We start from the raw sequence: 23322 nt of genomic DNA on the forward strand, positions 1-23322 counted from the left end.
GGTTCAGCGCCTTCAGCCGTCGCTCTCAAGCGAAGACATGCGCCTTGCCCGATACGGTCAGTCGTACGATCTCGCCGACCGCCGGAGCGTCCATGCCGGATTTGCGCAGGATCAGCGGCGTGCCGCCGATGGCGGCGGCGTCCGGCGGATCGGAATTGTTCAGGAGCCGCACCGCGACCGTGCATGTCGAGCCGGCGAACTCCGATTCCGTCACCTCGCCGAACAGCATGTCCGATGTGCCCGACATGCCCTCGCGCGAGGTGCGTTTCAGCCCGATCTGTTCCGGCCGCAGCATGATGCGGACGATATCGCGGCTGTCCGGCGTATCGACCGCGATGCGGCCGAGCGGGGAGCTGGCGAAGCCGCCCGAGACGCTGGCCGGCAGGATGATGGCATCGCCGAGGAACTCGGCGATCATCCTGTCCTTCGGCTTGAGATAAAGTTCGCGCGGCGTGCCGACCTGGGAAAATTTTCCATCGCGCATCACCGCCACCTGGCTGGCGAAGGACAGCGCCTCGGCCTGGTCGTGCGTCACCAGGATGGTGGTGATGCCGGCCGCCTCCAGAAGTTCGGCCACGGCCTTGCGCATCGAGGCGCGCAGGCCGGTGTCGAGGGCCGAGAACGGCTCGTCGAGCAGCATCAGCCGCGGCTTCATCGCCATGGCGCGGGCCAGCGCCACGCGCTGCTGCTGACCGCCGGAGAGCTCGTGCGGGCGGCGTTTCAGGATCGCCTTGTCCAGTCCAACGATATAGGCAAGTTCGACGATGCGCTCGGCGCGCTTGTCATCGTCCCGTCCCATACCGAAGCCGATATTGTCCGAGATGGTCAGATGCGGGAACAGGGCGCCGTCCTGCGCCACCACGCCGATGCCGCGGCGATGCGCCGGAACGGCGGCGCCGCCATTGGCCAGCACCTGCCCGTCGAGCACGATGCGGCCCTGATCGGGCGCCTCGAAGCCGGCGATCAGGCGCAGCAAGGTCGTCTTGCCGCAGCCGGAAGGTCCTACGATCGCCGTGCGGCTGCCGCTGGCGACGTTCAGGTCGACGCCGGCCAGTGCAGCGACCGGGCCGTAATGCTTGTGCAAATTGCCGATTTCAAGAAAGCTCATCGTCCGGCCATCCGCTTCGACTGGACATAGAGCAGCCAGGTCAGGGGCAGCGACATCGCCACCATGATGAAGGCGTAAGGAGCGGCCGAGGCGTAATCGATCTCGCTGCTGTAGGACCAGAAAGCCATCGCCAACGTGCGGGTGCCGTTCGGTGCCAGCATCTGGGTCGCGGTCAACTCGTTCATGATGCCGAGCGCCACCAGCGCCATGCCGGCCGCCGCACCCGGCGCCGACAGGCGGATTGTCGTCGACCACAGCGCGTTGAGGGGCCGCCGGCCGAGGCTCGACGCCGCGCGCTCGAGCTCGACCGGCGCCTGGGCGATCGAGGCGCGCAGGCTGACCAGGGCACGCGGCAGGAACATCAAGGCATATGCGACCAGGATGGTGAACAGGGTCTGGTAGAGCGGCAGGGCGATGCGCACGGTGATGGTGACCAGCGCCAGCGCAATGACGACACCCGGCAGCGAGCCGACAATGTAGTTGCATCCCTCCATAAGGCGCTGCAGCGGTCCCGGCGCGCGGATCGAGATCCAGGCCATCGGCATCGCCGCGACAGTGGCAAGCAGCGCCCCGGCAAGGGACAGGAACAGCGTCTGGCCGAGTGCCAGTCCAATCTCGTCGAGACGCCAGACATCGGCGCCGCCGGCGAGGAGCCAGCGCCCGATGGTGATGAACGGCACGCCAAGCGCCAGCAGCGTGGTGACGAGGAGCAAGGCAAGGCTCGGGATGGTGGCGCGGCCTAGGCCGATGCGTTGCTGATACCGCGCAGCACCCGAGCCGACACGGGCATAACGTTCCTCGCCGCGCACCAGCACTTCGAGACCGAGCAGCACGAAACAGCAGGTCACCAGCACGCCGGCCAGCATGTTGGCGGCCGGGCCGTTGAAGGTCGACTGGAACTGGTCGACGATCGCGGTGGTGAAGGTGTCGAAGCGGATGAAGACGTAGAGGCCATATTCGGCCAGCAGATGCAGTCCGACCAGCAGCGAGCCGCCGCATATTGCGAGCCTGAGCTGCGGCAACACGACACGCCAGAACACGCGCCAGGGTCCGAGACCAAGCGCCGCCGCGGCATCCTCCAGGGCAGGATCGAGGCGGCGCAGCGCCGCCGATACCGGCAGGTAAAGGAAGGGAAAATAGGCGATAACGGACACCAGCACGCCCGCCCACAGGCCGTGCAGCCCCGGCACCATGGTGATCCAGGCATAGGAATGGACGAAAGCGGGGATGGCGAGCGGCGCCACGCAGAGCCAGGCCCAGAGCCGGGCGCCGGGCAGGTCGCTGCGTTCGGTCAGCCAGGCCAGCATCAACGACAAGGTGATGGCGATCGGTACGGCCAACAGCACCAGCAGGCCGGTGTTGGCCAGCAGCTCGCCGACACGTGGCCTGAAGATCAGCGCCGAGACGGTCTCCCAGCCGGTCTGCACCGCGATCCATAGGATGAAAGAGAGCGGCAGCAGCGCCAGCAGGGAGACAGATATGGCGGCGGCGACAAGCCAGGGCGCCGCCCGCCGTTGCGCCCGCCGGCGCATCTTGAGCGGCGGGCCCGGGCGCGCGAGATGGACCGCGGACTGCATCAGCTCACACGCCGCGCCGTTGCCGCCCGGCGGCGGCAATTGAAGGACCACGGTCGCGGTCGGATAGGCAACGTGTCGTCATCGACGAATGCAATCTCGAAAAACAAAACGCTCCCGCGGAAAGAGAGTCCGCGGGAGCACGGTCCGGCGTTCTTATTAGGACGAACGCCAACTAAAGCAAGCCGGCTGCCGTCATCAGGTCGGTGACCTTCTTGGAGTTGAGCGTCGTGGCATCGACCTTCGGTGCCTGCAGGTCGGCCAGAGGCACCAGCTTCGGATTGGACTGGGCGCCCTTGCCGACCGCATATTCGAAGGAGGTTCCGTTCTTCAGCACGTCCTGGCCACCCTTGCCGGTCACCCATTTCAGGAAGGCCTGGGCTTCCTTCTGGTGCTTGCTCGAAGCCAGCACGCCGCCGCCGGAAACCGACACGAAAGCGCCCGGATCCTGGTTCTTGAAATAGTGCAGCGCGACGTTCTTGGAGTTTTCGCCGGTCTTGGCCTGATCGCCAAAGTAGTAATAGTGGTAGATCACGCCGCCTTCGATCTCGCCGGCATTGACCGCCTTCATCACCGTGCTGTTGCCCTTGTAGGCGGTGAAATTCTCCTTCATCGCCTTCAGCCAGTCGGCCGTGGCGGCCTCGCCCTTGAGTTGCAGCAGCGCGCTGACGATGGCCTGGAAATCGGCGCCGGAAGGCGAAGCCGCCCAGCGGCCTTTCCAGCTCGGATCGGCGAGATCGAGCATCGACTTGGGCAACTGATCAGCCTTGAGCTTGGTCGTGTTGTAGGCAAAAACGGTGCTGCGCGCGGCCACGCCCACCCATTTGCCGCTGGCCGCCTGATAGTCCTGCGGGACCTGAGCCAGCGTGTCGGCGTCGACCGGCGCGAACAGGCCGGCATTCTCCACCAGCGCCATGGCCGGCGAATTCTCCGTCAAAAACACGTCGGCGGGCGAGGCGGCGCCTTCGGAGACGATCTGGTTGGAGAAGTCGCTGTCGCCGCCGTTTCGCAAGGTGACCTTGATGCCGGTTTCCTTGGTGAACCCTTCGGCCCATTCCTTGGTCAGGCTTTCATGCTGGGCATTATAGACGATGATGCCGGCATCTTCGGCCGTTGCCGGACCGGCGGCCAGGCTGATTGCAAGCACCGCTACGCTGGCCAGGGCAAGAAGGGGGGATTTCATAAGGTACTCCTCGGGTTGCCCGCACTGCGGGTGCGTCCGAGTATCAATTCATGAATGGGTTAGTCAAGATTGAAAGCCAATCGGCATCATCACGGTTTCGCGTGTCGGACGCATTTGACTTCACCCGATATGCGGTGCCGGTGGCTGCTCCTGCGGAATGCAGCCATCGACCATGGGATGAATGGTCCAGCGCTGATCCAGGCCCTGCTGTGTTCGTTTGGTCTCCGGATCGAACGCGTCGTTCAGCATGGCGCACCAGGTTCTGCGCAGGTTCTCGCAGCGTGTCCTGAATGCCGTGCTGCCAAGCCCGTCACGCATATCCTGCGCGGTGAGGTCGGTGGCCTCGCCCGGCGGTTTGGGCGGGACTGTGCCCATGTCGGGAAAGTCCGGGTTCCACTGAAGATAGTGTTTTGCGTCGACACCGGCGGCCGCATCGAACTTGACCACCGCCATCAGCGGATGAAACTCGTGCCAGCCCTTGTGATAGCCGTCATAGACATGTTCGCCGAGGACGGCGACATGATCGCCCATCCTGATCGGGCCGAGCGCCTTGTCGCCGACATTGGCGTCCTCGACATTGCCGGGGTTCCAGTTGAACAGTCCCTGCAGGACCGGCTTGACCCCGCCGAAGTAGGACGCGGCGCCGCCGATGGCGCCGCCAATGGCCGCCCCGAGCAATCCTCCCAGGAACGAGCCGATGGCGCAGCCCAGCGCACCCAGGAAGAACGATCCTATGGCGCAGCCGACAGCCGCCCCGACACTGGCGCCGGCGGCCGCCGCGGCCGCCGTTACGACCAGAGCCGCCGTCAGCAGGATGACGATGGCCGGCGCCCATTGGCGCATCTTGATCCAGAAATCGCCCTCGGCCTCGCAGTGCAGGCCCCAGCGGGCATGGTCGTCGGCGGGTGCGTAGCCCAGGTCGGTCTTCAGGTCATCGCGCGGCAACAGAAGCTCATGACCCTGAAAGCCGTCATTGAGAATGTCGTTGGCCGGATGGGCCGCGATGCTGGCGGCGAATTCCGTGACGACGGTGCCGTCGGCATTGTAGTGATTGGCGGCGGCCAAAGCCGCCTCGTTGGTCTCGGCGTTGAGGATCTCGGTCGTCGGATGCGGCATCAGGATGAGGTCGAAATACTGGTCGTTGTCGAAGGCGCCGAGATCGCTGCGGAACGGATTGTAGGAGACGATGCCGACCGCGCATTTCGGATTGTCCTTGTCGAGGCAGACCAGGCGATGGTTCAGCCATTCCCCGGCGGCCTTGTCGATCGTCGCGGTGGCGGACGCCAGAAATGCGATTGCCGCGGCAAGTGCCGCACCGACCGGCCCCAGCAGCAACCCGAACGCGGCTGCCAGCCCGGTGATGACGATGATCTGCAGCGCCTGGCCGGCGAGGAAAGCCAGCCGGTCGTCCTCATTGTAGGGCTTGCCACCGGCGGGATAGAGAAAGCAGCTGGTATAGTGCTTGTAGGCCATCGGAACGCCTCAGCCTTTCGTGGCGGTGAGCGTCACACCGCCGGTCATGGTGCGCGATCCGCTTTCGCCGATCGCGAACACATGGACGTTGAAGGTCTTCGAGCCACGGAAGGCGGCGTCCTTCGCTTCGATCTCGACGGCGATCTCGGTGATCTGGCGCGGCTGCAGTGAAAGCGTTCTTGGAACGATCCTGACCGACCAGTCGTCCGGGATGGGAAACCGGCCATAGGCCTGTTCCTCGAGGGCCCTGGCCCAGCGTGCCTTGCTCTCGCCGAGCCGCGGCTGCGGGGTGTCGGTGGTCCCGTCGCGACCTTCGCCGCGTGACGGGGCACATGGCCGCAGCTTCGGCAGACCGTAGCAGTCCGCCTCGATCTGGAAACGCCGGACGACCGAGGCCTCGTTGCGGACGCTGAAGACGAACTTTGCCGGTGAGCGCATCTCGGCAATGTTGACGTTCTTCTGGCCAAGGTTGTTGCTGGGGTTGGCGTCATCGCCCCAGGAAAGCTGTGCCTGCAGGCAATAGTGGCCGCTGGTGGCGGGCGTGGTCCAACTGAACTCGGCATAGGCAGGGCAATCGATCGTGCCCTTGGCGCCGAGATTGACGGCGGTGTTGGCGATCGGACGGGAAACGGTCTGTGCGCCGAAGGACAGGTAGGACAGCGCCACTCCGACGCCGATGGCCGGGGCGTCGTAGGACCCGTTCCAGACACGGACGCGAACGCGATATATGTGTGCTGGCTGGAGCGCGCCGGTAACCGGCGCGGCGCCGTCGAAAATGTCGATGTCGGGATTGTCCCAGGTGACCGCGAGGCCCTGCGCCATCAGATAGTACTGGGCATAAAGAAGAGGATCGGCGCGCTTGTAGATGTCGGGCGGCAGCTGGATACAGCAATCGTTCTGCGCCGGGCTTGGCAGCCGCTGGCCCTTGGCCAGCCGGCATAGCAGCATGCGAATCGTCGCAAACAGCACTTTCAGCCCGGTGGCAAGACGCTTCCAGAATTCGGCGGCGAACAACAGCAGGGCCGCGGTTCTGATGTGGTTGACCAGAGATCCTGCCATGTCGTGTTTCCCACGCTGAGAGGACGCAACGGTAATGTTTTTCCTGGCGGACGTGTCCCCGCCGATTTTCCAGCGGTTATTTCTTCAGTGATCTCTGTCTCCGGTAGAAGTAGATGGCAGCGACAAGGACTATGGCTGCAATGACAAGGCTGCCCTCGAAAGTTCCCGAGCCATTGTCGGGAGAAAATCCAAAGCGTTCAATGAAATCCATTTCGGCCGCCCTCCGATCCTTTGACGCTACAGAAGGGTTTACCCTACGTCAACAAAGCTTGGTCCGCGCTGTTCCTCGCGCCTGGGCTGGGAACCAGGGAACCCATCAGGGAATTTCGCGGACCGTCCCGCAAACTTTCGTGATTTGCCCGTAGTTTGGCTTGGACATTATTTCGCCGTCCACGTAACAAACCAGCGCCGAGGCGCGAAGATCGGGGAGTGAACTCTTGTGAGCGGCAAGGACGAGGCCGAGCTTTCCCGGCTGATGCGGGCCGCGATCGCGGGAGATGAAAAGGCCTATGCCGACTTTCTCCACCGGATTGCCGCGCTCATCCGCGGCTTTGTCAGGCGCAAGATCGTGCAGGGCGGGGTCGACCCCGAGGACGTCGTGCAGGAAACCTTGCTGGCAATTCATGTGAAACGGCACACCTGGCGCCAGGACGCGCCGGTCCTGCCCTGGGTCTATGCGATTGCCCGTTTCAAGCTGATCGACGCGTTCCGGCGGCGCGGGCGGCGCATCGAGATCGATGTCGACGAAATCGCCGAGACTTTTGCCGAGCCGGAGACCGATACGGTCAGCGAACGCGACATCAACCGGGCGCTCGACGGCCTGCCGCCGGCACAGCGTTCCGTGGTGTCGGCCGTGTCCGTGGAGGGCCGCTCGATCGGCGAGACGGCAGCGAAGTTCGGCATAAGCGAGACGGCGGTGCGTGTGTCGCTGCATCGAGGACTTACCGCCATAGCCAAGCGATTCGGACAGGGGCGGTTCGGACGGGAATGACATGAAGACCGACGATCTCATCAAGGCGCTCGACGCCGATGCCCGCAGCAAAGCAATGCCATTGCGCTTGGCCTGGTGGCTCGCGGCCGGCGCGGCCGTCGTCGTCGCGGCCGCTGTTTTCATGATGACGATCGGGCCGCGCCCCGACTTCATGGTTGCCGCGCACACGATGCGCTTCCTGTCCAAGTTTGTTTTCACCATCGTGCTCGCCATCAGCGCCTTCGCCCTGATCCGAGCCCTGTCGACGCCGGGTGCGGCGACAGGCCGGGCAATGGCGGCGATGATCGCCGCGCCGCTGCTGGTCGCGGTGGCCGTGGTGCTGGAGCTCTTCATGGTGCCGCAGGCGCTGTGGGGCACGCGCATGATCGGCTCGAACATGATGATCTGCATGAGCTTCATCCCGCTGATAGGCATCGGCCCGCTGGCCATCTTCCTGTGGATGCTGCGCTATGGCGCGCCGACACGGCCGGTGCTTGCCGGCGCGGTCGCGGGGCTGCTTGCCGGCGGGCTGGCGGCGACTTTCTATGCGGCGCACTGCTTCGACGACTCGCCGCTTTTCGTTGCCACCTGGTACACGATCGCCATCGCGGCCCTTGCTTTGCTTGGCGCGCTCGGCGGGCGGTTTTTCGTGCGTTGGTAGCGGGATACCCGCGTCCAGACACCGTGAATACCGATCCAATTGTTTGCCGGTTGTCCATATCGCCGATGCCCCGGACGCAACCTTTCCTTAAAATCGATCCTTCAGGGTTCGATGGAAAAAAGCGATTGCCCACGGGGGTGGCATAAATCGTGACATTGCGAAGTATCATCGGGTCGGGACGGTACAAGCATGCAGCGCTGGCGCTGCTTGCGGCCGGTCTTGCCGTGGTGGCCGCCTCGCTTGTGACGTCAAGGCTGGACCTTGGCGTGGAAGCACTCAGACTTTGCCTTCAAATATCGGTCGCGGTGACGGTCTGCGCGCTTTTCCTGGCCTATCTGTTCATCGGTCGAATCTCGGAGGATCGACGGCAGATCACGGAGAGCGAGCAGCGGTTCCGCCGGGCCATGGAGGACTCGGCCATCGGCATCGCCATCGTCAGCCTCGACGGGCGTATTCTCCAGACCAACCCTGCGTTCGCCACCATGCTTGGCTACAGCCGCGAGGAAATCGAGGCGTTGACCTTCTTCCAGATCACGCATCCCGACGATCTGCAGATCGGACGCGAAACGATGGCCGGCCTGAGGGCGGGCACCGTCGATACTTTCCACTTCGAGAAGCGTTATCTCAAGAAGGACGGTACACCCGTCTGGGCTAACCTTGCCGGCTCCGTCATTCGCGATGGGAGGAGTGGGCGCCCGCTCTATCTCGTCTCGCAGATCGAGGATATCGACGCGCGCAAGCAGGCCGAAGGGCGCATCGCCGAGGCCGAAACGCGCTGGAACTTCGCGCTCGCCGGCGCCGGTCAAGGTGTTTGGGATTTCGACATCCGCAAGGGGGGCACTACCTATTCCTCCACTTGGGTCAAGATGCTCGGCTATGGGGATGGCGAGCTCGATGGCGACCCCGACCGGTGGCTGACGATGATCCATCCGGACGACCGCGCCACGGTCGCGGAGGCCGATCGCGACCATCTCGACGGCCAGACGGAATTCTTCGAGGCCGAGTTCAGGATGCGCCACAAGGACGGCCGCCGGATCTGGATCCTCGACCGTGGCAAGGCCATCGAGCGCGATGCCAACGGACAGTTGATCAGAGCGATCGGCAGCTTGACCGACATCACTCGGCGCAAGCAGGCCGAAGAACGGCTCATCGTCTCGGCGGCGATGCTGGCCGACGAGAAGGAGCGGCTTAAGGTGACGCTGCAATCGATCGGCGATGCGGTCATCTGCACCGATGCCGCGAACCGCGTCACCTTCATGAATCCGGTGGCCGAAAAGCTGACCGGCGTTTCCAGCGACGACGCGCTGGGCAAGACGCTGAGCCATGTCTACTGGGCTGTCGACGAGGAGACGGGCCACAGGATCGGCATGACGCGGCCGGCGACAGGCGAAGAGGCGCGCTCCGACCAGAACAGCCGCGCGGTCCTCATCCGTCGCGACGACACACGCTGCAGCATCCGCCAGGTCGTGTCGCCGATCATCAACGAACGCAACGAGTTCGGCGGTCTGGTGATCGTCTTCCAGGATTTCACCGATGCGCGCGCCCTGCAGCGCCAGCTTGCCCATGCCGCCGCCCATGATGCGCTGACCGGGCTTGCCAACCGCTCGAGCTTCATCCGCGCCATGGAGGGACTGGTCGATCAGGCACGCAAGGACGGCTCGACGGCTGGCGGCCACCATCAGTTCATGTTCATCGACCTTGACCATTTCAAGCTGGTCAACGACACGGGCGGTCACGCGGCGGGAGACGCCCTGCTGAAGCGGGTCGCCGAGGCGGTGCGCGGCGTGCTTGGTCCTGAAGACATCGTCGCGCGCCTGGGCGGCGACGAATTCGCTGTCATTCTGAAGTCGGGTTCCGCACCCGGCGCGAGGATCGCGGCGCGCTCCATCATCGATGCGATAGCCGGCTTGAACTTCACCTGGGATGGCCGGCCCCACGCGATCGGCGCCAGCATCGGGCTAGCGGCGATCTGCGCCAATTGCGGCGAAGTCGACGAGATCATCGCAAGGGCCGACGCCGCCTGCTATGCGGCCAAGGCGGCCGGGCGCGGATGCCTTTCCGTGGCGCCGGACGGCAAGATCAGCGACGACAGGTTGGAACTGCCCAAGCCGCTCGCCGCGGCCTCGTGAGCGGACGCGTCAGCGTGTTGGAACGGGGTGCTCGCCGCGATAGTCGTAGAAGCCGCGTCCGGTCTTGCGGCCGAGCCAGCCGGCCTCGACATATTTGACCAGCAGCGGGCAGGGCCGGTACTTCGAATCCGACAGGCCGTCATGGAGCACCTGCATGATCGACAGGCAGGTGTCGAGGCCGATGAAATCGGCAAGCTGCAGCGGTCCCATCGGATGGTTGGCGCCGAGCCGCATGGCGGTGTCGATGGCATCGACCGAACCGACGCCCTCATAGAGGGTGTAGATCGCCTCGTTGATCATCGGCAGAAGGATGCGGTTGACGATGAAGGCCGGGAAATCCTCCGAGACCGTGATCGTCTTGTCGAGTTGCTTCACATAGGTCTTCGCCGCCTCGAAGGTCTGGTCCTCGGTGGCGATGCCGCGCACCAGTTCGACCAGCTTCATCAGCGGAACCGGGTTCATGAAATGAATGCCGATGAAGCGCTCCGGCCGGTCGGTCTGCGCGGCCAGCCTTGTGATCGAAATCGACGAGGTGTTGGTCGCCAGGATCGCTTCGGGGTTGAGCTGCGGGCAGAGCTGCGCATAGATCTTGCGCTTGACGGTTTCGTCCTCGGTCGCCGCCTCGATCACCAGATCGGCGCCGGCAAGATCGGCCATCGCCGGTGCCGACGCTATGCGTGCCATGGCCTGGTTGCGGAGCTTCTCGTCTAGCTTGCCGGACCCCACCTGACGGGCCATGTTGCCGCTGATGGTGGCGATGCCCTTTTCGATACGGTCGGGCGATATATCGTAGATCAGCACCTTGTAGCCCGAAAGCGCGGAGACGTGGGCGATGCCGCCGCCCATCTGGCCCGCACCAATGATGCCGATCGTCTCGATCTTGCTCATTACCCGATCCCGTCCGGAGCGTTTTTCGCCACAATCGCGAACCGCCCCATCTCTTTGTTTTCCCGCAATTCCCGGCGCAAAAACCCCTGCGCACTGCCGCTGGAATTGCTCTCAGCCTTTTGTGGCCTGCTTATTGTGCGGTGCAAACTAAAAGGGTGGGGCGACTTCGTCTACCCCACCCTTGGTAATTTAATACGGTTGCGCGGAAGCGTCAAAGCGCCTTCTGCAACTCAGGCAGGATGACGAAGAGATCGCCGACGAGGCCGTAGTCGGCAACCTGGAAGATCGGAGCTTCCTCGTCCTTGTTGATGGCGACGATGACCTTGGAATCCTTCATGCCAGCGAGGTGCTGAATGGCGCCGGAGATGCCGACCGCAATGTAGAGATCGGGGGCGACCACCTTGCCGGTCTGGCCGACCTGCCAGTCGTTCGGCGCATAGCCCGCATCGACGGCGGCTCGGGAAGCACCGACGGCGGCACCGAGCTTGTCGGCGACCGGCAGGATGACTTCCTGGAATTTTTCCGAGGAACCGAGCGCGCGGCCGCCCGAGATGATGATCTTGGCCGAGGTCAGCTCCGGACGGTCGGTCTCCGACAGCTTGTTCTCGACGAAGGTGGACAGGCCGGGATTGGCCGCCGCGTGAACCGTCTCGACCGAAGCCGAACCACCCTCGGGTGCCGCCTGGAAGGAAGCGGTGCGCACGGTGATCACCTTCTTGGTGTCGCTCGACTGTACCGTCTGGATGGCGTTACCGGCGTAGATCGGCCGCTTGAAGGTGTCAGGCGACACCACTTCGATGATCTCGGAAACCTGCGCAACATCGAGCAGGGCGGCGACGCGCGGCGCGATGTTCTTGCCAGCGGACGTCGCCGGCGCGATGATCGTGTCGTAAGCGCCAGCCAGCGAAACGACCAGTGCCGCCGTCGGCTCGGCCAGGCGCTCGGCGAGTTCGTCGGCCTCGGCGAGCAGCACCTTGCCGACGCCCTTCAGTTTCGCGGCTGCATCGGCAGCGGCCTTGGCGCCTTTGCCGGCCACCAGCACATGAACGTCCGAGCCGATTTGCAGGGCGGCCGAAAGCGCCTTGGCGGTCTGGTCGGAAAGGGTGGCGTTGTCGTGTTCGGCGATGAGGAGAATTGCCATTTTATCTGTTCCTTTCCCGATCGCTTACAAAACGCCGGCTTCGTTCTTGAGCTTGTCGACCAGTTCGGCGACGCTCTTGACCTTGACGCCCGCCTTGCGGCCACCCGGCTCCTCGGTCTTGATGACCTTCAGGCGCGGCTTGACGTCGGCGCCGTAGTCGGCCGGGCTCTTCTCGTCCAGCGGCTTCTTCTTGGCCTTCATGATGTTGGGCAGCGAGGCATAGCGCGGCTGGTTGAGGCGAAGGTCGGCGGTGACGATCACCGGCAGCTTCAGCTCCACCGTCTGCAAGCCGCCGTCGACCTCCCGCGTCACCTTGGCCTTGTCGCCTTCGAGCACGACCTTGGAGGCGAATGTCCCTTGGGCCCAGCCCAGGAGCGCGGCCAGCATCTGGCCGGTCTGGTTGGAATCATCGTCGATCGCCTGCTTGCCGAGGATGACAAGGCCCGGCTTCTCCGCCTCGACCACGCCCTTCAGCACCTTGGCGACGCCGAGCGGCTCGGTCTGTTCGTCGGTCTTGACCAGGATGGCTCGGTCGGCGCCCATGGCGAGCGCGGTGCGCAGTGTTTCCTGCGCCTGCTGCGGGCCGATCGACACGACGATGATCTCTTCGGCCTTGCCGGCTTCCTTGATCCGGATCGCTTCCTCGACCGCGATCTCGTCAAACGGGTTCATCGCCATCTTGACGTTGGCGAGTTCCACCGCCGAACCATCAGCCTTCACGCGAACCTTCACATTCGCGTCCACAACCCGCTTCACGGGCACAAGGATCTTCATTTGCCTGTCACCTCTTCACGCTAGTTGGGCGCGCTATAGCAGCCTGCGCCCTTTCTGAGTTGTCGAAAGCCGACATTCCTGACTGAATTCCGGCCAGACTGAATTCTGGCCGGATGGAAATTCTGGTCTTTGCCCGCCTTGGGCTGCGACGGAGACGTTTCCGTAATTGTGGCAACCCTTGCCGTCAATACGCTGGAAGCTGCTCAAATCGGTTCAGTTTGGGCCAGAAGGGTTTCCCCGGCCCCAGCGCGCCGTGGTGGCGGACGTTTGGGGCGTCGCTGGTTCGCCAACGACCGGCGGCTGTTCGGGGGTCGGAACCACGGCATCCTCGTCGGCGGGGGCAAATAGCGGCACGCCGCGACTGCGCAGGACCAGCACAAGGACCGCGCCGGCAATGATGCCGCCGATGTGGCAGGCCCAGGAGATCTGGTCCTCGCCGCCGGCCGCGAACATGACGACCTGGAACGCCACCCATAGTATGAGCGGGATGAAGGCCGGAATACGCAAGGGGATGCGGGCAAAAGCAAGCACCCACACCTTCACCCTGGGATAGAGGATCAGGTAGGCGACGACCACGCCGGCAATGGCACCCGAGGCGCCGATCAGCGGCGCTTGCGAATCCCAGGCGATGAGCCCCTGGAAAGCGGCACCGGCGACGGCGCACAGGAGATAGAAGATCAGGTAGCGGATGTGACCGAGCGCGTCCTCGACATTGTCGCCGAACACCCAAAGGAACAGCATGTTGCCGCCGAGATGGAAAATGTCGGCATGCAGGAAAGAGTAGGTGAGGTAGCTCAGGCTCTCGGGGATGATGACAAAGCGGGGGTCGAGTTCGGCCGTGTCGTGAACGACGGAAGGAATGAAGCCGAGCCCAAGCACGGCGGCATTGGTGAAGTCCTTGCCGCCGAGCGCCGTGGCGCAATAAATCACGGCGTTGGCGACGATCAGCCCGATCGTTACATATTGCAGCCTGATATGGCGCAGCCTGTTGGTGTCGTAAAGCGGGATGAACATCGGTTGTCGGCCCCCTCCCGCCTTTCGGTCCGTTTCAGCGGTTCTTGCCGGGAACCCATAGCACGTCGGCATTTCCATTGTCATTGACCACCCGGGCGGCGACAAACAGGAAATCCGAGACGCGGTTGATGTACTTCAGCCCGTCGCGATTGACGTGTTCGGCCGGGTCCTGCGCCAGGGCCACCATCAGCCGCTCGGCTCGCCTGGCCACGGTGCGGGCGAGATGGAGGGCGGCCGCCGCCGGCGTGCCGCCGTTCAGCACGAAGGATTTCAGCGGCTGGAGGTCTTTGTTGAGGAGGTCGATGTCGTGCTCGACACGGTCGGTCTGGGCGGCAACGATGCGCAGCGGCTCGTAGCCGAGCGGCTTGCCGTCGTCAGGCACGGCGAGGTCGGCGCCGAGGTCGAAAAGGTCGTTCTGGATGCGGCCAAGCATGGCGTCGATCGCCTGATGGCTCGGTGCGGTATGCACGCGGGCCATGCCGATACAGGCATTGGCTTCGTCGACCGTGCCATAGGCGTCCACCCGGAGATCGGATTTCAGCCGCCGTTCGCCAGTGCCGAGGCCGGTTGTGCCGTCGTCTCCGGTGCGGGTGTAGATCTTGTTGAGCTTGACCACATCGCCTCCGAAAGGCCCTTACTTGCGGGTGAAATACACGGCCAGCAGGATCAGCGCCAGCGCCACGGCCTGCAGCAGAACGCGGGCCTGCATCAGCTTGTTGGACGTCACGCCGGAGCCGCCGCGCATCATGTTGATGAGGCCCCTGATCAGCACGACCACCACGGCGGCCATGACCAGAATGGCAAGGATGTTGAAGACGGTGGCCATTTTTTGCGTTTCCAGTTCTCTGCTTGTTCAGGCGCGCCTGGCAAGCAGGCGGTGGAGCATTGGGGCCGGCAGGATGCGTTTGAGCACGGCCCCGATCCTGGCCGACATTGTTACCACATAGTGTGGGCGCGGGCGCCGCGACAGAAGTGCATGGCGAAGCACCTTGTGGACCACTTCTGGCCCGGGCTTCAGTGCCGATTGGCTGCCGCCGGCGCGCATGCGCTCCAGTTGCCCGGCATAGTCGGCGCGATGCACGGAATTCTCGTGATCGATATTCCTGAGGAACCAGGGCAGGCCATTGGAGGCGATCTTCGATTTCACCGGCCCCGGTTCGATCAGCGAGACATGGATGCCGCTGCCGGTTAGTTCCTGGCGCTGGCAGAGCATCAAGGCTTCCAAGGCGTGCTTGGATGCCGAATAGGCGCCACGGAAGCGCACCGGCACGAGACCCAGGATCGACGAGCAATGGACGAGGCGGCCGTGGCCCTGGCGGCGCATCACCGGAACCAGACGGCGGGTCAGGTCGTGCCAGCCGAAGAAATTGGCCTCGAACTGCTCTTTGAGCGCCGCAACGGACAGATCCTCGACGGCGCCGGCCTGGGCGTAAGCGCCGTTGTTGAACAGGGCATCGAGCTTGCCGCCGGTGCGCTCGAGCACGGCCGATGCCAGGGCGGCGATGGATCCCGGTTCCGTGTAGTCGAGATAGAAAGCCTCAATTCCGTCCGCTTCGAGCGCGGCGATGTCTTGCGGCTTGCGCGCCGTCGCGAACACCCGCCAGCCCTCGGCCTTCAATGCGCGGGCGCAATAGGCGCCTATGCCGGAAGACGCACCGGTGACGATGATGGTGCGCAACTCTGCCGCTGGAGAATTCGGAGTTTGACGAAGGGTTGCCATTTGCCGCATTCCCTTCCCATATTCGCGGCGTCGAGACAATCGAAGGGAGCGCGCGTTCTTGCTGCGGAATATTGTCGCCCTGCGTCGCGTGCTCTACGACGCGCTCGGCCATTTCAACACCGATGACGGCTGGGCGATGGCCAGCCATCTGGCGATCACCTCGCTGATGGCGCTGTTTCCGTTCCTGATCTTCGCCACGACGCTGGGCAGCTTCCTCGGCGCCCAGGCGTTCGCCGACACGGCGGTGCATCTGGTCTTCGACACATGGCCCGAGCAGATCGCCAAACCGATCGCGCATGAAGTGCTCAACGTGCTGACCGTCAGGCGCAGCGACCTGTTGACCTATGGCGTGCTGCTTGCCGCCTATTTCGCCTCGAACGGCATCGAGGCGCTGCGCACGTCGCTCAATCGCGCTTATCGGGTCACCGAGACGCGCGGCATCATCTACCGCCGGGTGCAGAGCATCTTCTTCGTGCTGATCGCGACCGCCGGGTTCCTGGCGATCAGCGTGCTCCTGGTGTTCGCGCCCCTGCTGGCGCGGTTGGCGGAGGCCCATTTCGAGTGGATCAAACCCTATACGGGCACGATCACGCTGTGGCGTTACGTCATTGCCTCGACCGTCATCATCGGCGGACTTTTCGCCGTTCACTACTGGCTGCCGGCCGGCAAGCGCCGTTTCGTCTCGCTGGTGCCGGGCATCATCTTCACGCTGGCGGCATGGCTTATCGGCTCGACGATGTTTGCCACCTATCTCGACCATTTCTCGTCCTATGTGACGACCTATGCCGGTCTCGCCTCGATCATGATCGCGGTGGTTTTCCTCTACATCGTCTCGGCGATCTTCATCCTCGGCGGCGAGCTCAACGCCGCGATCAGCCGTTATCTGGAGGCGCGTGCCCGGGTGGGTTGACCGGCGGAATTGAAGAACGGAGGAATTGAAGAAATGAAGAATTGAGGAGTTGAAGAACTGAGGAATTGGAGAAAAAGGCGCCATATCCGGCGCCGTGCACTTCTTCTTCAATTCTTCAATTCTTCAATTCTTCAGTTCCTCAATTCCTCAGTTCTGCAATTCCTCAATTCCTCCCCTGGCCGGTCGCGCCGTTGCCAGGCCCACGCCAAAGGTGGTGATCGCCATGCCGACGATTTGAAGTGCGTTGAGTTGTTCGTTGAACAGAGCCCAGGCGATGATGGCCGTCACCGCCGGCACAAGGTAGAACAACGACGCCACTTTCGACATCTCGCCGTCGCGGATCATCACCATCAACAGGAAGATTGCGCCGAGCGACAGCACCAGCACCAGCCAGGCCATGGCGAAGATCAGTTCGCCGTTGATGACGACGGCGTGCGTTTCGAAGGCGAGCGCGGCCACGATCATCAGCGAGGCGCCGCCGATATATTGCCACATGGTGGCCGCGACGAGGTCGCCGCCGGAGGCAAAGCGCTTCTGCCAGATGGTTCCGGCGCTCATGCCGAGCACCGAGACCAGCGAGGCGGTCAGCGTCGCCACCGTTACGCCGCCGCCGAGCGCGCCGAGTTTTGGCCACAGCACAATGACGATGCCGACCAGGCCGATGCCAAGGCCAAGCCAGTGGCGCGGCAGGATGGCCTCGCCCAGGAACTTGCCGGCAAGCACCGCAGTGATCAGCGGCTGCAAGCCGACGATAAGGGCCGAAAATCCGGCGGGCATACCCCTGTGGATGGCCCAGAAGACGGCGCCGAGATAGACGCCATGCATCAGCACGCCGGCACCGGTGGCATGCAGCGCCTCCTCGCGGGTGGCTCGCTTCGAGCCCAGCACAAGCATCAGCACTGCCAGCAGGATGGCGGCTATGACGAAACGCGCCGCGAGGAAGGTGAATGGCTCCGCCCACGGCATGGCGTAGCGGGCGCCGATGAAGCCGGTTGCCCACAAGACAACGAAGGTGGCGGGGATGAACCGCTTGATGCTGTGCATTTTTCCGGAGACCGCCGTACTGGTGAGAATTGACCGTGGCGATGCTCTAACCCTGTTCAACCTGGCGCGCAAAACCAAACCGTTGATCCATACATCACCGGAATTCAACGGGTGAAGGGCTCAAAAAGGTGTCTCCCAAGGATTGCTGGGCTCAGAGCCCGATCGTCCGCCTGATGTCGTCTGGCGTCGTGCCGGCATCACGCAAGGCGGCAAGTCCGGTATCGCCAAGGCTCTTCGACAGTTTTCGGCCGTCCGGCCCTAGGACCAGCCGATGGTGGAAATAGGCGGGTGGCTGCAATCCCAGAATCTCCTGAAGCAGTCGCTGCACCCCTGTGGCAGAAAACAGGTCCTGTCCGCGCACGACATGGCTGACGCCTTGCAGCGCGTCGTCGACGATGACGGCGAGGTGGTAGCTGGTCGGGATGTCGCGGCGCGCCACGATCACGTCGCCCCAGTCCTGCGGACGGGCCTCGACCAGGTGCGTCGCGGATAGCGTCTCATCGCTGAATTCGGCCCATGCGAGGTCGTTGCCGGCACGCGCCATGGCGGCGCCGACGTCCAGCCGCCAGGCGAAGGGTGTATTCTCGGCAATCCGCCGCCTGCGTGCTTTCATCGGCAATGCCTTGTCGGCTGGCGGATAGAGCGGCACACCGTCGGGATCGCGCGGCCAGTCGCGCCCGCGCATTTCGCTGTCGGCGATGAAAGCCCTGATCTCGCCACGGCTCATGAAGGCGGGATAGACCAGTTCCTCGCGGATCAGGCGCTCGAGCACCGTCCGGTATTCCGCGAAATGCTCGGACTGGCGGCGCACCGGCTCTTGCCAGCCAAGCCCCAGCCATTTCAGGTCGGCAAGCATGCCCGCCTCGAACTCCGGCGTGCAGCGCGTGGTGTCGATATCCTCGATACGCAGCAGCAGACGGCCGCCTGACGCCTTTGCCAGCTTCTGGTTGAGCAACGCCGAATAGGCGTGGCCCAGATGCAGTTCGCCATTGGGGCTGGGCGCGAAGCGGAATGTCAGGAGCGTCATGTCTCGGGCGGCAATCGGGTTGTGCTGCGGTTTTGGCGGTTGCTACTTTGCGGCACATTCGCGGACAAGGATACCATGCAGCGCATCGCGACACTGGACGACGTTGAACGGGGACTGGATGCGCTTTGCATCATCGATCCGCGCCTGGAAAAAGTGCGCGGCATGGCCGGCGAGGTGCCGCTCAGGCTTTCGGAGCCCGGGTTCAGGAGCCTCGCCTCGATCATCGTGTCGCAGCAAGTTTCCCGGGCGAGTGCCGATGCCATCTTCGGCCGGCTGACGAAACTGGTCGATCCGCTAACGCCGCGGGCTATCCTTGCCGCCGGCGAGGACATGTTTCGCGAGGCCGGCCTGTCGCGGCCCAAGCAGCGTGGTCTTGTCGCGGCCGCCCAAGCGGTGGCCGACGGCCTCGACCTGCATCATCTCTGTTCGCTCGACGCCGGGGAAGCGATCGCGGCAATGACAGCGGTGCCTGGTATCGGCCCCTGGACGGCGGAAGTGTATCTGTTGTTTGCCGCCGGACACCCCGATATTTTCCCGGCGCGTGACGTCGCCCTGCAGAGCGCCGTCGGCCACGCGCTCGGCATCGACCCGCGCCCGCCTGAGAAAACACTGATCGCCTTGGCCGAATCATGGAGCCCGTGGCGAGGTGTCGCATCGCGGCTTTTCTGGTCCTATTATCGCGAAACCAGGGGCCGAGACGCCGCACCGCCGGCCTGAATCCGCAAAAAAGCATAAAAATCATGTGTTTTTGGCACGCCGCGCCCGCGACAATCCGCTTCACATCCCTGTCATGTCAGGCTTACAGTATCCGCGCCGAACGGTCGGGCTTTTGAAGCAGCACGTGACCCTTTCCGAAAGTCGAATTCGATTTTCGGGATCATGTGCGAACCAAGGAGGTCAACAAGGTGACGGTTGCCGTATCTCCGGATGGGCTTCCAGCGCTGGTGCTGAATGCGGATTACCGTCCGCTCAGCTATTACCCCTTGTCGCTCTGGTCCTGGCAGGACGCCATCAAGGCGGTATTCCTCGACCGGGTGAACATCGTCGCCGAATACGAGCATGCGGTGTCCTCGCCGACCTTCTCGATGAAGCTGCCGAGCGTGGTCAGCCTGAAGGCCTATGTGAAGCCGTCGAGGCACCCGGCGTTCACCCGCTTCAACGTCTTCCTGCGCGACCGCTTCCAGTGCCAGTATTGCGGCACGCCCGAGGACCTGACCTTCGACCACGTCATCCCCCGTCATCGCGGCGGCGCGACGACATGGGAGAATGTCGTCGCCGCCTGTTCGCCTTGCAATCTGAGGAAGGGCGGCATGATGCCGGCGCATGCCAAGATGTTTCCTCTGCAGAAGCCCTACCAGCCGACGGTGCATGATCTGCACAACAACGGCCGGCTGTTCCCGCCCAACCATCTGCATGAAAGCTGGATGGATTATCTCTACTGGGACGTCGAACTGGAGCCTTGAGTTTTCGACATTCGGATGGCTGGCCGCCCCGATTTTGGGGTCTGAGTAGCTACTGGCGTGTCTACCGAGCGCCGCATCGTGTCATGGGCGTTCAATCCTGAGCGGTCGGCCGGATGACGATGCTGCCCACATCCACGTCATCAGGTTGATCGATGGCGTATGCGATGCCCCGCGCGATCGCGGCAGGCGGGATGGCGATAGCCCCGATCCGTGCCGCAATGGTCTCCTTGACCGCCATGTCGGTGAACGAGTCGGCGAGATTGGTCGCGATCATACCAGGCGACACCTCGGTCACTCGCAGATGCGGTCCTGCTTCCTGCCGCAGGGTCTCGCTGACTGTCCGAACGGCATTCTTGGTCGCGGCATAGACACCCATCGTCGGCACGATCTTGATGCCGGCCGTCGATACCACGTTGATGACATGTCCGCTGCGCTGGCGTGCGAAGATCGGCAGCGCAGCGGCGATCCCGTACAGCGTGCCACGCAGGTTTACGTCGATCATCGCGTCCCAATCTTCGACCCTCAGGGCATCAAAGCGCGAAATAGGGCTGATACCGGCATTGTTGACTATGACATCCAGCCCGCCTTCACGGTCCACCGCGAGTCCCACGAGGGCCTCAAGATCGGCACGAACGGTCACGTCGGTCACCTTGTAGGCCACCTTGCCTCCGACCGCGGCAATATCCCGGGCGACCTCCGCCAGGGCGTCCTCGCGCCGTGCGCCGAGCACCACCGTCGCACCCGCTTCCGCTAGGAGAATTGCGGTCGCGCGGCCGATGCCGCTGCTCGCCCCGGTGATCGCCACCACTTTGCCAACAATGCTCATGTTCATCTCCTTTTCACCAGAGATGGGTAAGGCGCGCTGGACGTGCTATGCTTGAATGGCCATGAGTTTGTCGCAATCGTCTCGAACCTTCGATCCGCTATCGGATGTACTTACGGTGCTCGATGCGCGGGCGACCCGGAGGACGCGCTTGGAGGGCTCCGGCGACTGGGCGTTGGCGTTTCCCGCGCGAGAGCGCCTGAAATTCGTCGCTGTTCTGCGTGGGGTGAGCTGGCTCCTGCTGCCCAATGTTGCTCCCCAGCGGATCGAGGCGGGCGACTGCTGCTTGATCGGCTTCACTGAATATGTGGTTGCGAGCAATCCCGCCCTGATGCCGATCGACGGTTCGTCACTGTACGCCGAAGGAAATGACCTTGTGCGCCTGGGGGGTGACGACGCGGTGGCGCTCGGCGGTGGAATTTCTTTTACGCGAGGGAATGCTGCCTTTCTCCTCGATATGCTGCCGGCGTTCATGCACATCCCCAGCACGTCGACTGGAGCCGCGGCGATCACGGCGGTCCTGGGTCTGTTGGACGCGGAAGCAGGGCAGCCCGCCATGGGAAACGCCGTCGTCACGGCCAGGTTGGCCGAGGTTCTTATGATCCAGGCGATCCGCACTTTCGCATCGGCTTCGGACACGACCCACGGTTGGCTTGCTGCGTTGGTGGATCCACGCATTGGCCGAGCGATCCAATGTTTTCATGCTGATATCGCGCGGCCGTGGACCGTTGCCGATCTGGCCGGCGTGGCCGGGATGTCGCGGGCCGCCTTCTCGGCGGCCTTTACCCATCGCGTAGGACAGGCACCACTCGCCTATGTCCGCAGGTGGCGAATGACGCGCGCACGGGCCGCGCTGGCCGAACGTTATTCGAGCGTTAGCAAGGTGGCGGCGAGTGTCGGCTACACCTCTCAAAGCGCATTTGGCCACGCTTTTCGTCGAACCTTTGGTGCCGCACCACGACAGCACACGGCTTGAGGCGGGAGCCTATCTGGCAGACTTATCTCCGCTTATCTCCCGGTCCGCTATTGCCCTTGTCTCCACCAGGCCACGACGGCACTGACGTGTCAGTCGCGGGAAAATGCGCCGCGGAAGGCGATGGCGGCGAGGATCAAGCTGGCGATGGCGTTCCAGCCGGCCAGTGACAGGCCAAGGATGCGCAGCGCCGCCTTGTCGCAAGAGGGCGGCACGAATTTGTCGAGCGCGTCGAGCACGCCTTTGCCGCCGGTGTCGACCGGGCCGGCGCCCGCCGTGCAATCGGCCGGACCCTGCCACCAGGCCCATTCGACGCCGGAGTGATAGACGCCAAGATAAAGGCCGTAGAGCATCAGGAGGCCGCCGATGGCCAGCAGGCCGCGCGTCACCCATGCCGGTGCGCGCAGCATCGATGCGATCACCGCCAGCACCATCAAGGGCACGCCGATGTAGTATGGCGTGCGCTGTTCCAGACAGAGATGGCAGGGGATGTAGCCGCCAATGTGCTGGAAGCCGAGCGCCGAGCCAACGGTCGCGGCCATTGCGACCGCTAGAAACAAGGCAGCGCGTGTCCGCTGGCGTCCGGTATCGGCATTCATGGTCGCTGTCATGGTTCTATCGTCCGTTGTGTTCGCCGCCCGCCAGGTCCGCCTGCCACTCTCAAAACCGGTTTTGAGAGGGCCTCAGACGACGTATTTGATCAGGATATAGAGCAAAATCAGGGCAACCGCGGCGGCGCCGGCGATCAGGCCCAGGCGCTTTTCGATGAATTCGCGGATTGGCTCGCCATAACGGCGCAAAAGCCACGCCAGGAGCAGGAAGCGGCCGCCACGCGCGACAATGGCCAGCACGATGAACAGCGCCAGGTTGACGCCCAGCGCGCCGGACAGGATCGTCACCACCTTGATCGGCGGCAGATGCGCCGCACCCGAGGTGACCAGCATCAGGGCGATGAACTCGATGCTTACGCCCGCGGAGGAGCGCAACTGTTCGAACTCGTCATACTTGCCGTAGAATTCGAGGATAGGCCGCGCCACCGCGTCATAGGCGTAGTGGCCGATGAACCAGCCGGCAATGCCGCCCAGCACCGAAGCGACGGTGGCGATGAAGGCATAGCGATAGGCCCGGTCCGGCCGCGACAATGCCATCGGCAGATAGAGCACGTCGGCCGGCACCAGGAATACCGAGCTTTCGACGAAGGCGATGAAGGCCAGCCACCATTCGGCGGATTTGCGGGCCGCCAGTGACAAGGTCCAGTCGTACAGTCCGCGAAGCATCGGCTCTCCTAGTGGATGTCGTGCACGCTGCGGTTCTCGGATACCGGCATGCATGAGACAAGGGCCTAAAGCGCCGCAGCCATCGCTTTCGCGGACATTTGAACGCGAGCC

The 23322-nt window shown here is 63.7% G+C and carries 24 protein-coding genes; 7 read left to right on the top strand and 17 right to left on the bottom strand.

Translation table 11 applies throughout. From position 1 onward, the window contains the following. Positions 1 to 25: 25 nt before the first annotated feature. From EN808_RS00490 to EN808_RS00510, 5 genes are all read right to left on the bottom strand, one after another. Positions 26 to 1108, bottom strand: coding sequence for an ABC transporter ATP-binding protein (locus EN808_RS00490; protein ID WP_135914904.1), 1083 nt, complete (start codon positions 1106 to 1108; stop codon positions 26 to 28). Beyond that, positions 1105 to 2685, bottom strand: a complete 1581-nt coding sequence (locus EN808_RS00495; protein WP_189524036.1) for an iron ABC transporter permease — start codon at positions 2683 to 2685, stop codon at positions 1105 to 1107. Before EN808_RS00495 ends, EN808_RS00490 begins: the two co-directional genes overlap by 4 nt. Positions 2686 to 2857: 172 nt before the next feature. Then, a complete protein-coding gene (locus EN808_RS00500; RefSeq protein WP_135914906.1) occupies positions 2858 to 3865 on the bottom strand; it encodes an iron ABC transporter substrate-binding protein in 1008 nt (335 codons plus the stop codon). Positions 3866 to 3985: 120 nt separating this feature from the next. Continuing rightward, on the bottom strand, positions 3986 to 5338 hold the full coding sequence (locus EN808_RS00505; RefSeq protein WP_135914907.1) for a hypothetical protein: 1353 nt from the start codon (positions 5336 to 5338) through the stop codon (positions 3986 to 3988). Positions 5339 to 5347: 9 nt separating this feature from the next. Next, the gene (locus tag EN808_RS00510; RefSeq protein WP_135914908.1) at positions 5348 to 6397 is read right to left on the bottom strand and encodes a hypothetical protein; all 1050 of its coding nucleotides are present in this window, start codon (positions 6395 to 6397) and stop codon (positions 5348 to 5350) included. A 439-nt stretch (positions 6398 to 6836) separates the two neighbouring features. Here EN808_RS00510 and EN808_RS00515 point away from each other — a divergent pair, with 439 nt between their 5' ends. From EN808_RS00515 to EN808_RS00525, 3 genes are all read left to right on the top strand, one after another. Then, positions 6837 to 7388, top strand: coding sequence for a sigma-70 family RNA polymerase sigma factor (locus EN808_RS00515; RefSeq protein ID WP_135914909.1), 552 nt, complete (start codon positions 6837 to 6839; stop codon positions 7386 to 7388). A 1-nt stretch (position 7389) separates the two neighbouring features. Continuing rightward, complete coding sequence (locus EN808_RS00520) at positions 7390 to 8028, top strand: NrsF family protein (protein ID WP_135914910.1); 639 nt, start codon at positions 7390 to 7392, stop codon at positions 8026 to 8028. Between the two features lie 149 nt (positions 8029 to 8177). After that, positions 8178 to 10157: a PAS domain S-box protein gene (locus tag EN808_RS00525; protein WP_135914911.1), complete on the top strand. Its 1980-nt coding sequence runs from the start codon at positions 8178 to 8180 to the stop codon at positions 10155 to 10157. A gap of 9 nt (positions 10158 to 10166) precedes the next feature. Here the strand turns inward: EN808_RS00525 and EN808_RS00530 are convergent, their stop codons facing one another. The 7 genes from EN808_RS00530 to EN808_RS00560 all read right to left on the bottom strand — a co-directional run bounded on the left by EN808_RS00530 (position 10167) and on the right by EN808_RS00560 (position 15694). Further along, the gene (locus tag EN808_RS00530; RefSeq protein WP_013892834.1) at positions 10167 to 11045 is read right to left on the bottom strand and encodes a 3-hydroxybutyryl-CoA dehydrogenase; all 879 of its coding nucleotides are present in this window, start codon (positions 11043 to 11045) and stop codon (positions 10167 to 10169) included. A gap of 211 nt (positions 11046 to 11256) precedes the next feature. Then, positions 11257 to 12186 (bottom strand): electron transfer flavoprotein subunit alpha/FixB family protein, encoded by a 930-nt coding sequence (locus EN808_RS00535; protein WP_135914912.1) that lies wholly within the window; start codon positions 12184 to 12186, stop codon positions 11257 to 11259. Positions 12187 to 12210: 24 nt separating this feature from the next. Further along, a complete protein-coding gene (locus tag EN808_RS00540; protein WP_135914913.1) occupies positions 12211 to 12960 on the bottom strand; it encodes an electron transfer flavoprotein subunit beta/FixA family protein in 750 nt (249 codons plus the stop codon). Between the two features lie 213 nt (positions 12961 to 13173). Next, positions 13174 to 13974: a rhomboid family intramembrane serine protease gene (locus tag EN808_RS00545; protein ID WP_135914914.1), complete on the bottom strand. Its 801-nt coding sequence runs from the start codon at positions 13972 to 13974 to the stop codon at positions 13174 to 13176. Positions 13975 to 14008: 34 nt separating this feature from the next. Next, positions 14009 to 14590 carry a cob(I)yrinic acid a,c-diamide adenosyltransferase gene (locus EN808_RS00550; protein ID WP_135914915.1) on the bottom strand — a complete coding sequence of 194 codons (582 nt, stop codon included), beginning with the start codon at positions 14588 to 14590 and terminating at the stop codon, positions 14009 to 14011. An 18-nt stretch (positions 14591 to 14608) separates the two neighbouring features. After that, complete coding sequence (locus EN808_RS00555; protein ID WP_127277870.1) at positions 14609 to 14800, bottom strand: twin transmembrane helix small protein; 192 nt, start codon at positions 14798 to 14800, stop codon at positions 14609 to 14611. A 27-nt stretch (positions 14801 to 14827) separates the two neighbouring features. Next, positions 14828 to 15694, bottom strand: a complete 867-nt coding sequence (locus EN808_RS00560; protein WP_135914916.1) for an SDR family oxidoreductase — start codon at positions 15692 to 15694, stop codon at positions 14828 to 14830. A gap of 58 nt (positions 15695 to 15752) precedes the next feature. Here EN808_RS00560 and EN808_RS00565 point away from each other — a divergent pair, with 58 nt between their 5' ends. Beyond that, on the top strand, positions 15753 to 16604 hold the full coding sequence (locus EN808_RS00565) for a YihY/virulence factor BrkB family protein (protein WP_127277868.1): 852 nt from the start codon (positions 15753 to 15755) through the stop codon (positions 16602 to 16604). Between the two features lie 147 nt (positions 16605 to 16751). On the opposite strand, the gene EN808_RS00570 is transcribed toward EN808_RS00565, so the two are convergent. Together EN808_RS00570 and gluQRS are read right to left on the bottom strand one after the other, a co-directional pair. Beyond that, positions 16752 to 17648, bottom strand: a complete 897-nt coding sequence (locus EN808_RS00570) for a DMT family transporter (protein WP_135914917.1) — start codon at positions 17646 to 17648, stop codon at positions 16752 to 16754. A gap of 151 nt (positions 17649 to 17799) precedes the next feature. Then, on the bottom strand, positions 17800 to 18675 hold the full coding sequence (gene gluQRS, locus EN808_RS00575; RefSeq protein WP_135914918.1) for a tRNA glutamyl-Q(34) synthetase GluQRS: 876 nt from the start codon (positions 18673 to 18675) through the stop codon (positions 17800 to 17802). Positions 18676 to 18750: 75 nt separating this feature from the next. Between gluQRS and EN808_RS00580 the strand changes: the two genes are divergently transcribed. Together EN808_RS00580 and EN808_RS00585 are read left to right on the top strand one after the other, a co-directional pair. Then, complete coding sequence (locus tag EN808_RS00580; protein ID WP_127872243.1) at positions 18751 to 19392, top strand: DNA-3-methyladenine glycosylase; 642 nt, start codon at positions 18751 to 18753, stop codon at positions 19390 to 19392. Between the two features lie 188 nt (positions 19393 to 19580). Continuing rightward, a complete protein-coding gene (locus EN808_RS00585) occupies positions 19581 to 20138 on the top strand; it encodes an HNH endonuclease (protein ID WP_027031236.1) in 558 nt (185 codons plus the stop codon). A gap of 91 nt (positions 20139 to 20229) precedes the next feature. Here the strand turns inward: EN808_RS00585 and EN808_RS00590 are convergent, their stop codons facing one another. Continuing rightward, positions 20230 to 20964, bottom strand: a complete 735-nt coding sequence (locus EN808_RS00590) for an SDR family oxidoreductase (RefSeq protein ID WP_135914919.1) — start codon at positions 20962 to 20964, stop codon at positions 20230 to 20232. 55 nt (positions 20965 to 21019) lie between these two features. Here EN808_RS00590 and EN808_RS00595 point away from each other — a divergent pair, with 55 nt between their 5' ends. Further along, complete coding sequence (locus tag EN808_RS00595) at positions 21020 to 21937, top strand: AraC family transcriptional regulator (RefSeq protein ID WP_245525012.1); 918 nt, start codon at positions 21020 to 21022, stop codon at positions 21935 to 21937. 89 nt (positions 21938 to 22026) lie between these two features. Here the strand turns inward: EN808_RS00595 and EN808_RS00600 are convergent, their stop codons facing one another. Both EN808_RS00600 and EN808_RS00605 read right to left on the bottom strand, forming a co-directional pair. After that, positions 22027 to 22545: a disulfide bond formation protein B gene (locus tag EN808_RS00600; RefSeq protein WP_135914920.1), complete on the bottom strand. Its 519-nt coding sequence runs from the start codon at positions 22543 to 22545 to the stop codon at positions 22027 to 22029. 72 nt (positions 22546 to 22617) lie between these two features. Continuing rightward, positions 22618 to 23211 carry a YqaA family protein gene (locus EN808_RS00605; RefSeq protein ID WP_135914921.1) on the bottom strand — a complete coding sequence of 198 codons (594 nt, stop codon included), beginning with the start codon at positions 23209 to 23211 and terminating at the stop codon, positions 22618 to 22620. Positions 23212 to 23322 lie beyond the last annotated feature (111 nt).

The organism is Mesorhizobium sp. M8A.F.Ca.ET.165.01.1.1, assembly GCF_004792065.1.
Lineage (GTDB): Bacteria > Pseudomonadota > Alphaproteobacteria > Rhizobiales > Rhizobiaceae > Mesorhizobium.

What these genes read in the sequence shown, in the direction of transcription:
- EN808_RS00500 (WP_135914906.1), bottom strand. Translation starts at nt 3,865, where the DNA reads ATGAAATCCCCCCTTCTTGCCCTGGCCAGCGTAGCGGTGCTTGCAATC.
- EN808_RS00530 (WP_013892834.1), bottom strand. Translation starts at nt 11,045, where the DNA reads ATGAGCAAGATCGAGACGATCGGCATCATTGGTGCGGGCCAGATGGGC.
- EN808_RS00595 (WP_245525012.1), top strand. Translation starts at nt 21,020, where the DNA reads ATGGCCATGAGTTTGTCGCAATCGTCTCGAACCTTCGATCCGCTATCG.
- EN808_RS00590 (WP_135914919.1), bottom strand. Translation starts at nt 20,964, where the DNA reads ATGAGCATTGTTGGCAAAGTGGTGGCGATCACCGGGGCGAGCAGCGGC.
- EN808_RS00520 (WP_135914910.1), top strand. Translation starts at nt 7,390, where the DNA reads ATGAAGACCGACGATCTCATCAAGGCGCTCGACGCCGATGCCCGCAGC.
- EN808_RS00540 (WP_135914913.1), bottom strand. Translation starts at nt 12,960, where the DNA reads ATGAAGATCCTTGTGCCCGTGAAGCGGGTTGTGGACGCGAATGTGAAG.
- EN808_RS00535 (WP_135914912.1), bottom strand. Translation starts at nt 12,186, where the DNA reads ATGGCAATTCTCCTCATCGCCGAACACGACAACGCCACCCTTTCCGAC.
- EN808_RS00555 (WP_127277870.1), bottom strand. Translation starts at nt 14,800, where the DNA reads ATGGCCACCGTCTTCAACATCCTTGCCATTCTGGTCATGGCCGCCGTG.
- EN808_RS00560 (WP_135914916.1), bottom strand. Translation starts at nt 15,694, where the DNA reads ATGGCAACCCTTCGTCAAACTCCGAATTCTCCAGCGGCAGAGTTGCGC.
- EN808_RS00495 (WP_189524036.1), bottom strand. Translation starts at nt 2,685, where the DNA reads ATGCAGTCCGCGGTCCATCTCGCGCGCCCGGGCCCGCCGCTCAAGATG.
- EN808_RS00490 (WP_135914904.1), bottom strand. Translation starts at nt 1,108, where the DNA reads ATGAGCTTTCTTGAAATCGGCAATTTGCACAAGCATTACGGCCCGGTC.
- gluQRS (WP_135914918.1), bottom strand. Translation starts at nt 18,675, where the DNA reads ATGACGCTCCTGACATTCCGCTTCGCGCCCAGCCCCAATGGCGAACTG.
- EN808_RS00605 (WP_135914921.1), bottom strand. Translation starts at nt 23,211, where the DNA reads ATGCTTCGCGGACTGTACGACTGGACCTTGTCACTGGCGGCCCGCAAA.
- EN808_RS00570 (WP_135914917.1), bottom strand. Translation starts at nt 17,648, where the DNA reads ATGCACAGCATCAAGCGGTTCATCCCCGCCACCTTCGTTGTCTTGTGG.
- EN808_RS00600 (WP_135914920.1), bottom strand. Translation starts at nt 22,545, where the DNA reads ATGACAGCGACCATGAATGCCGATACCGGACGCCAGCGGACACGCGCT.
- EN808_RS00505 (WP_135914907.1), bottom strand. Translation starts at nt 5,338, where the DNA reads ATGGCCTACAAGCACTATACCAGCTGCTTTCTCTATCCCGCCGGTGGC.
- EN808_RS00580 (WP_127872243.1), top strand. Translation starts at nt 18,751, where the DNA reads ATGCAGCGCATCGCGACACTGGACGACGTTGAACGGGGACTGGATGCG.
- EN808_RS00510 (WP_135914908.1), bottom strand. Translation starts at nt 6,397, where the DNA reads ATGGCAGGATCTCTGGTCAACCACATCAGAACCGCGGCCCTGCTGTTG.
- EN808_RS00545 (WP_135914914.1), bottom strand. Translation starts at nt 13,974, where the DNA reads ATGTTCATCCCGCTTTACGACACCAACAGGCTGCGCCATATCAGGCTG.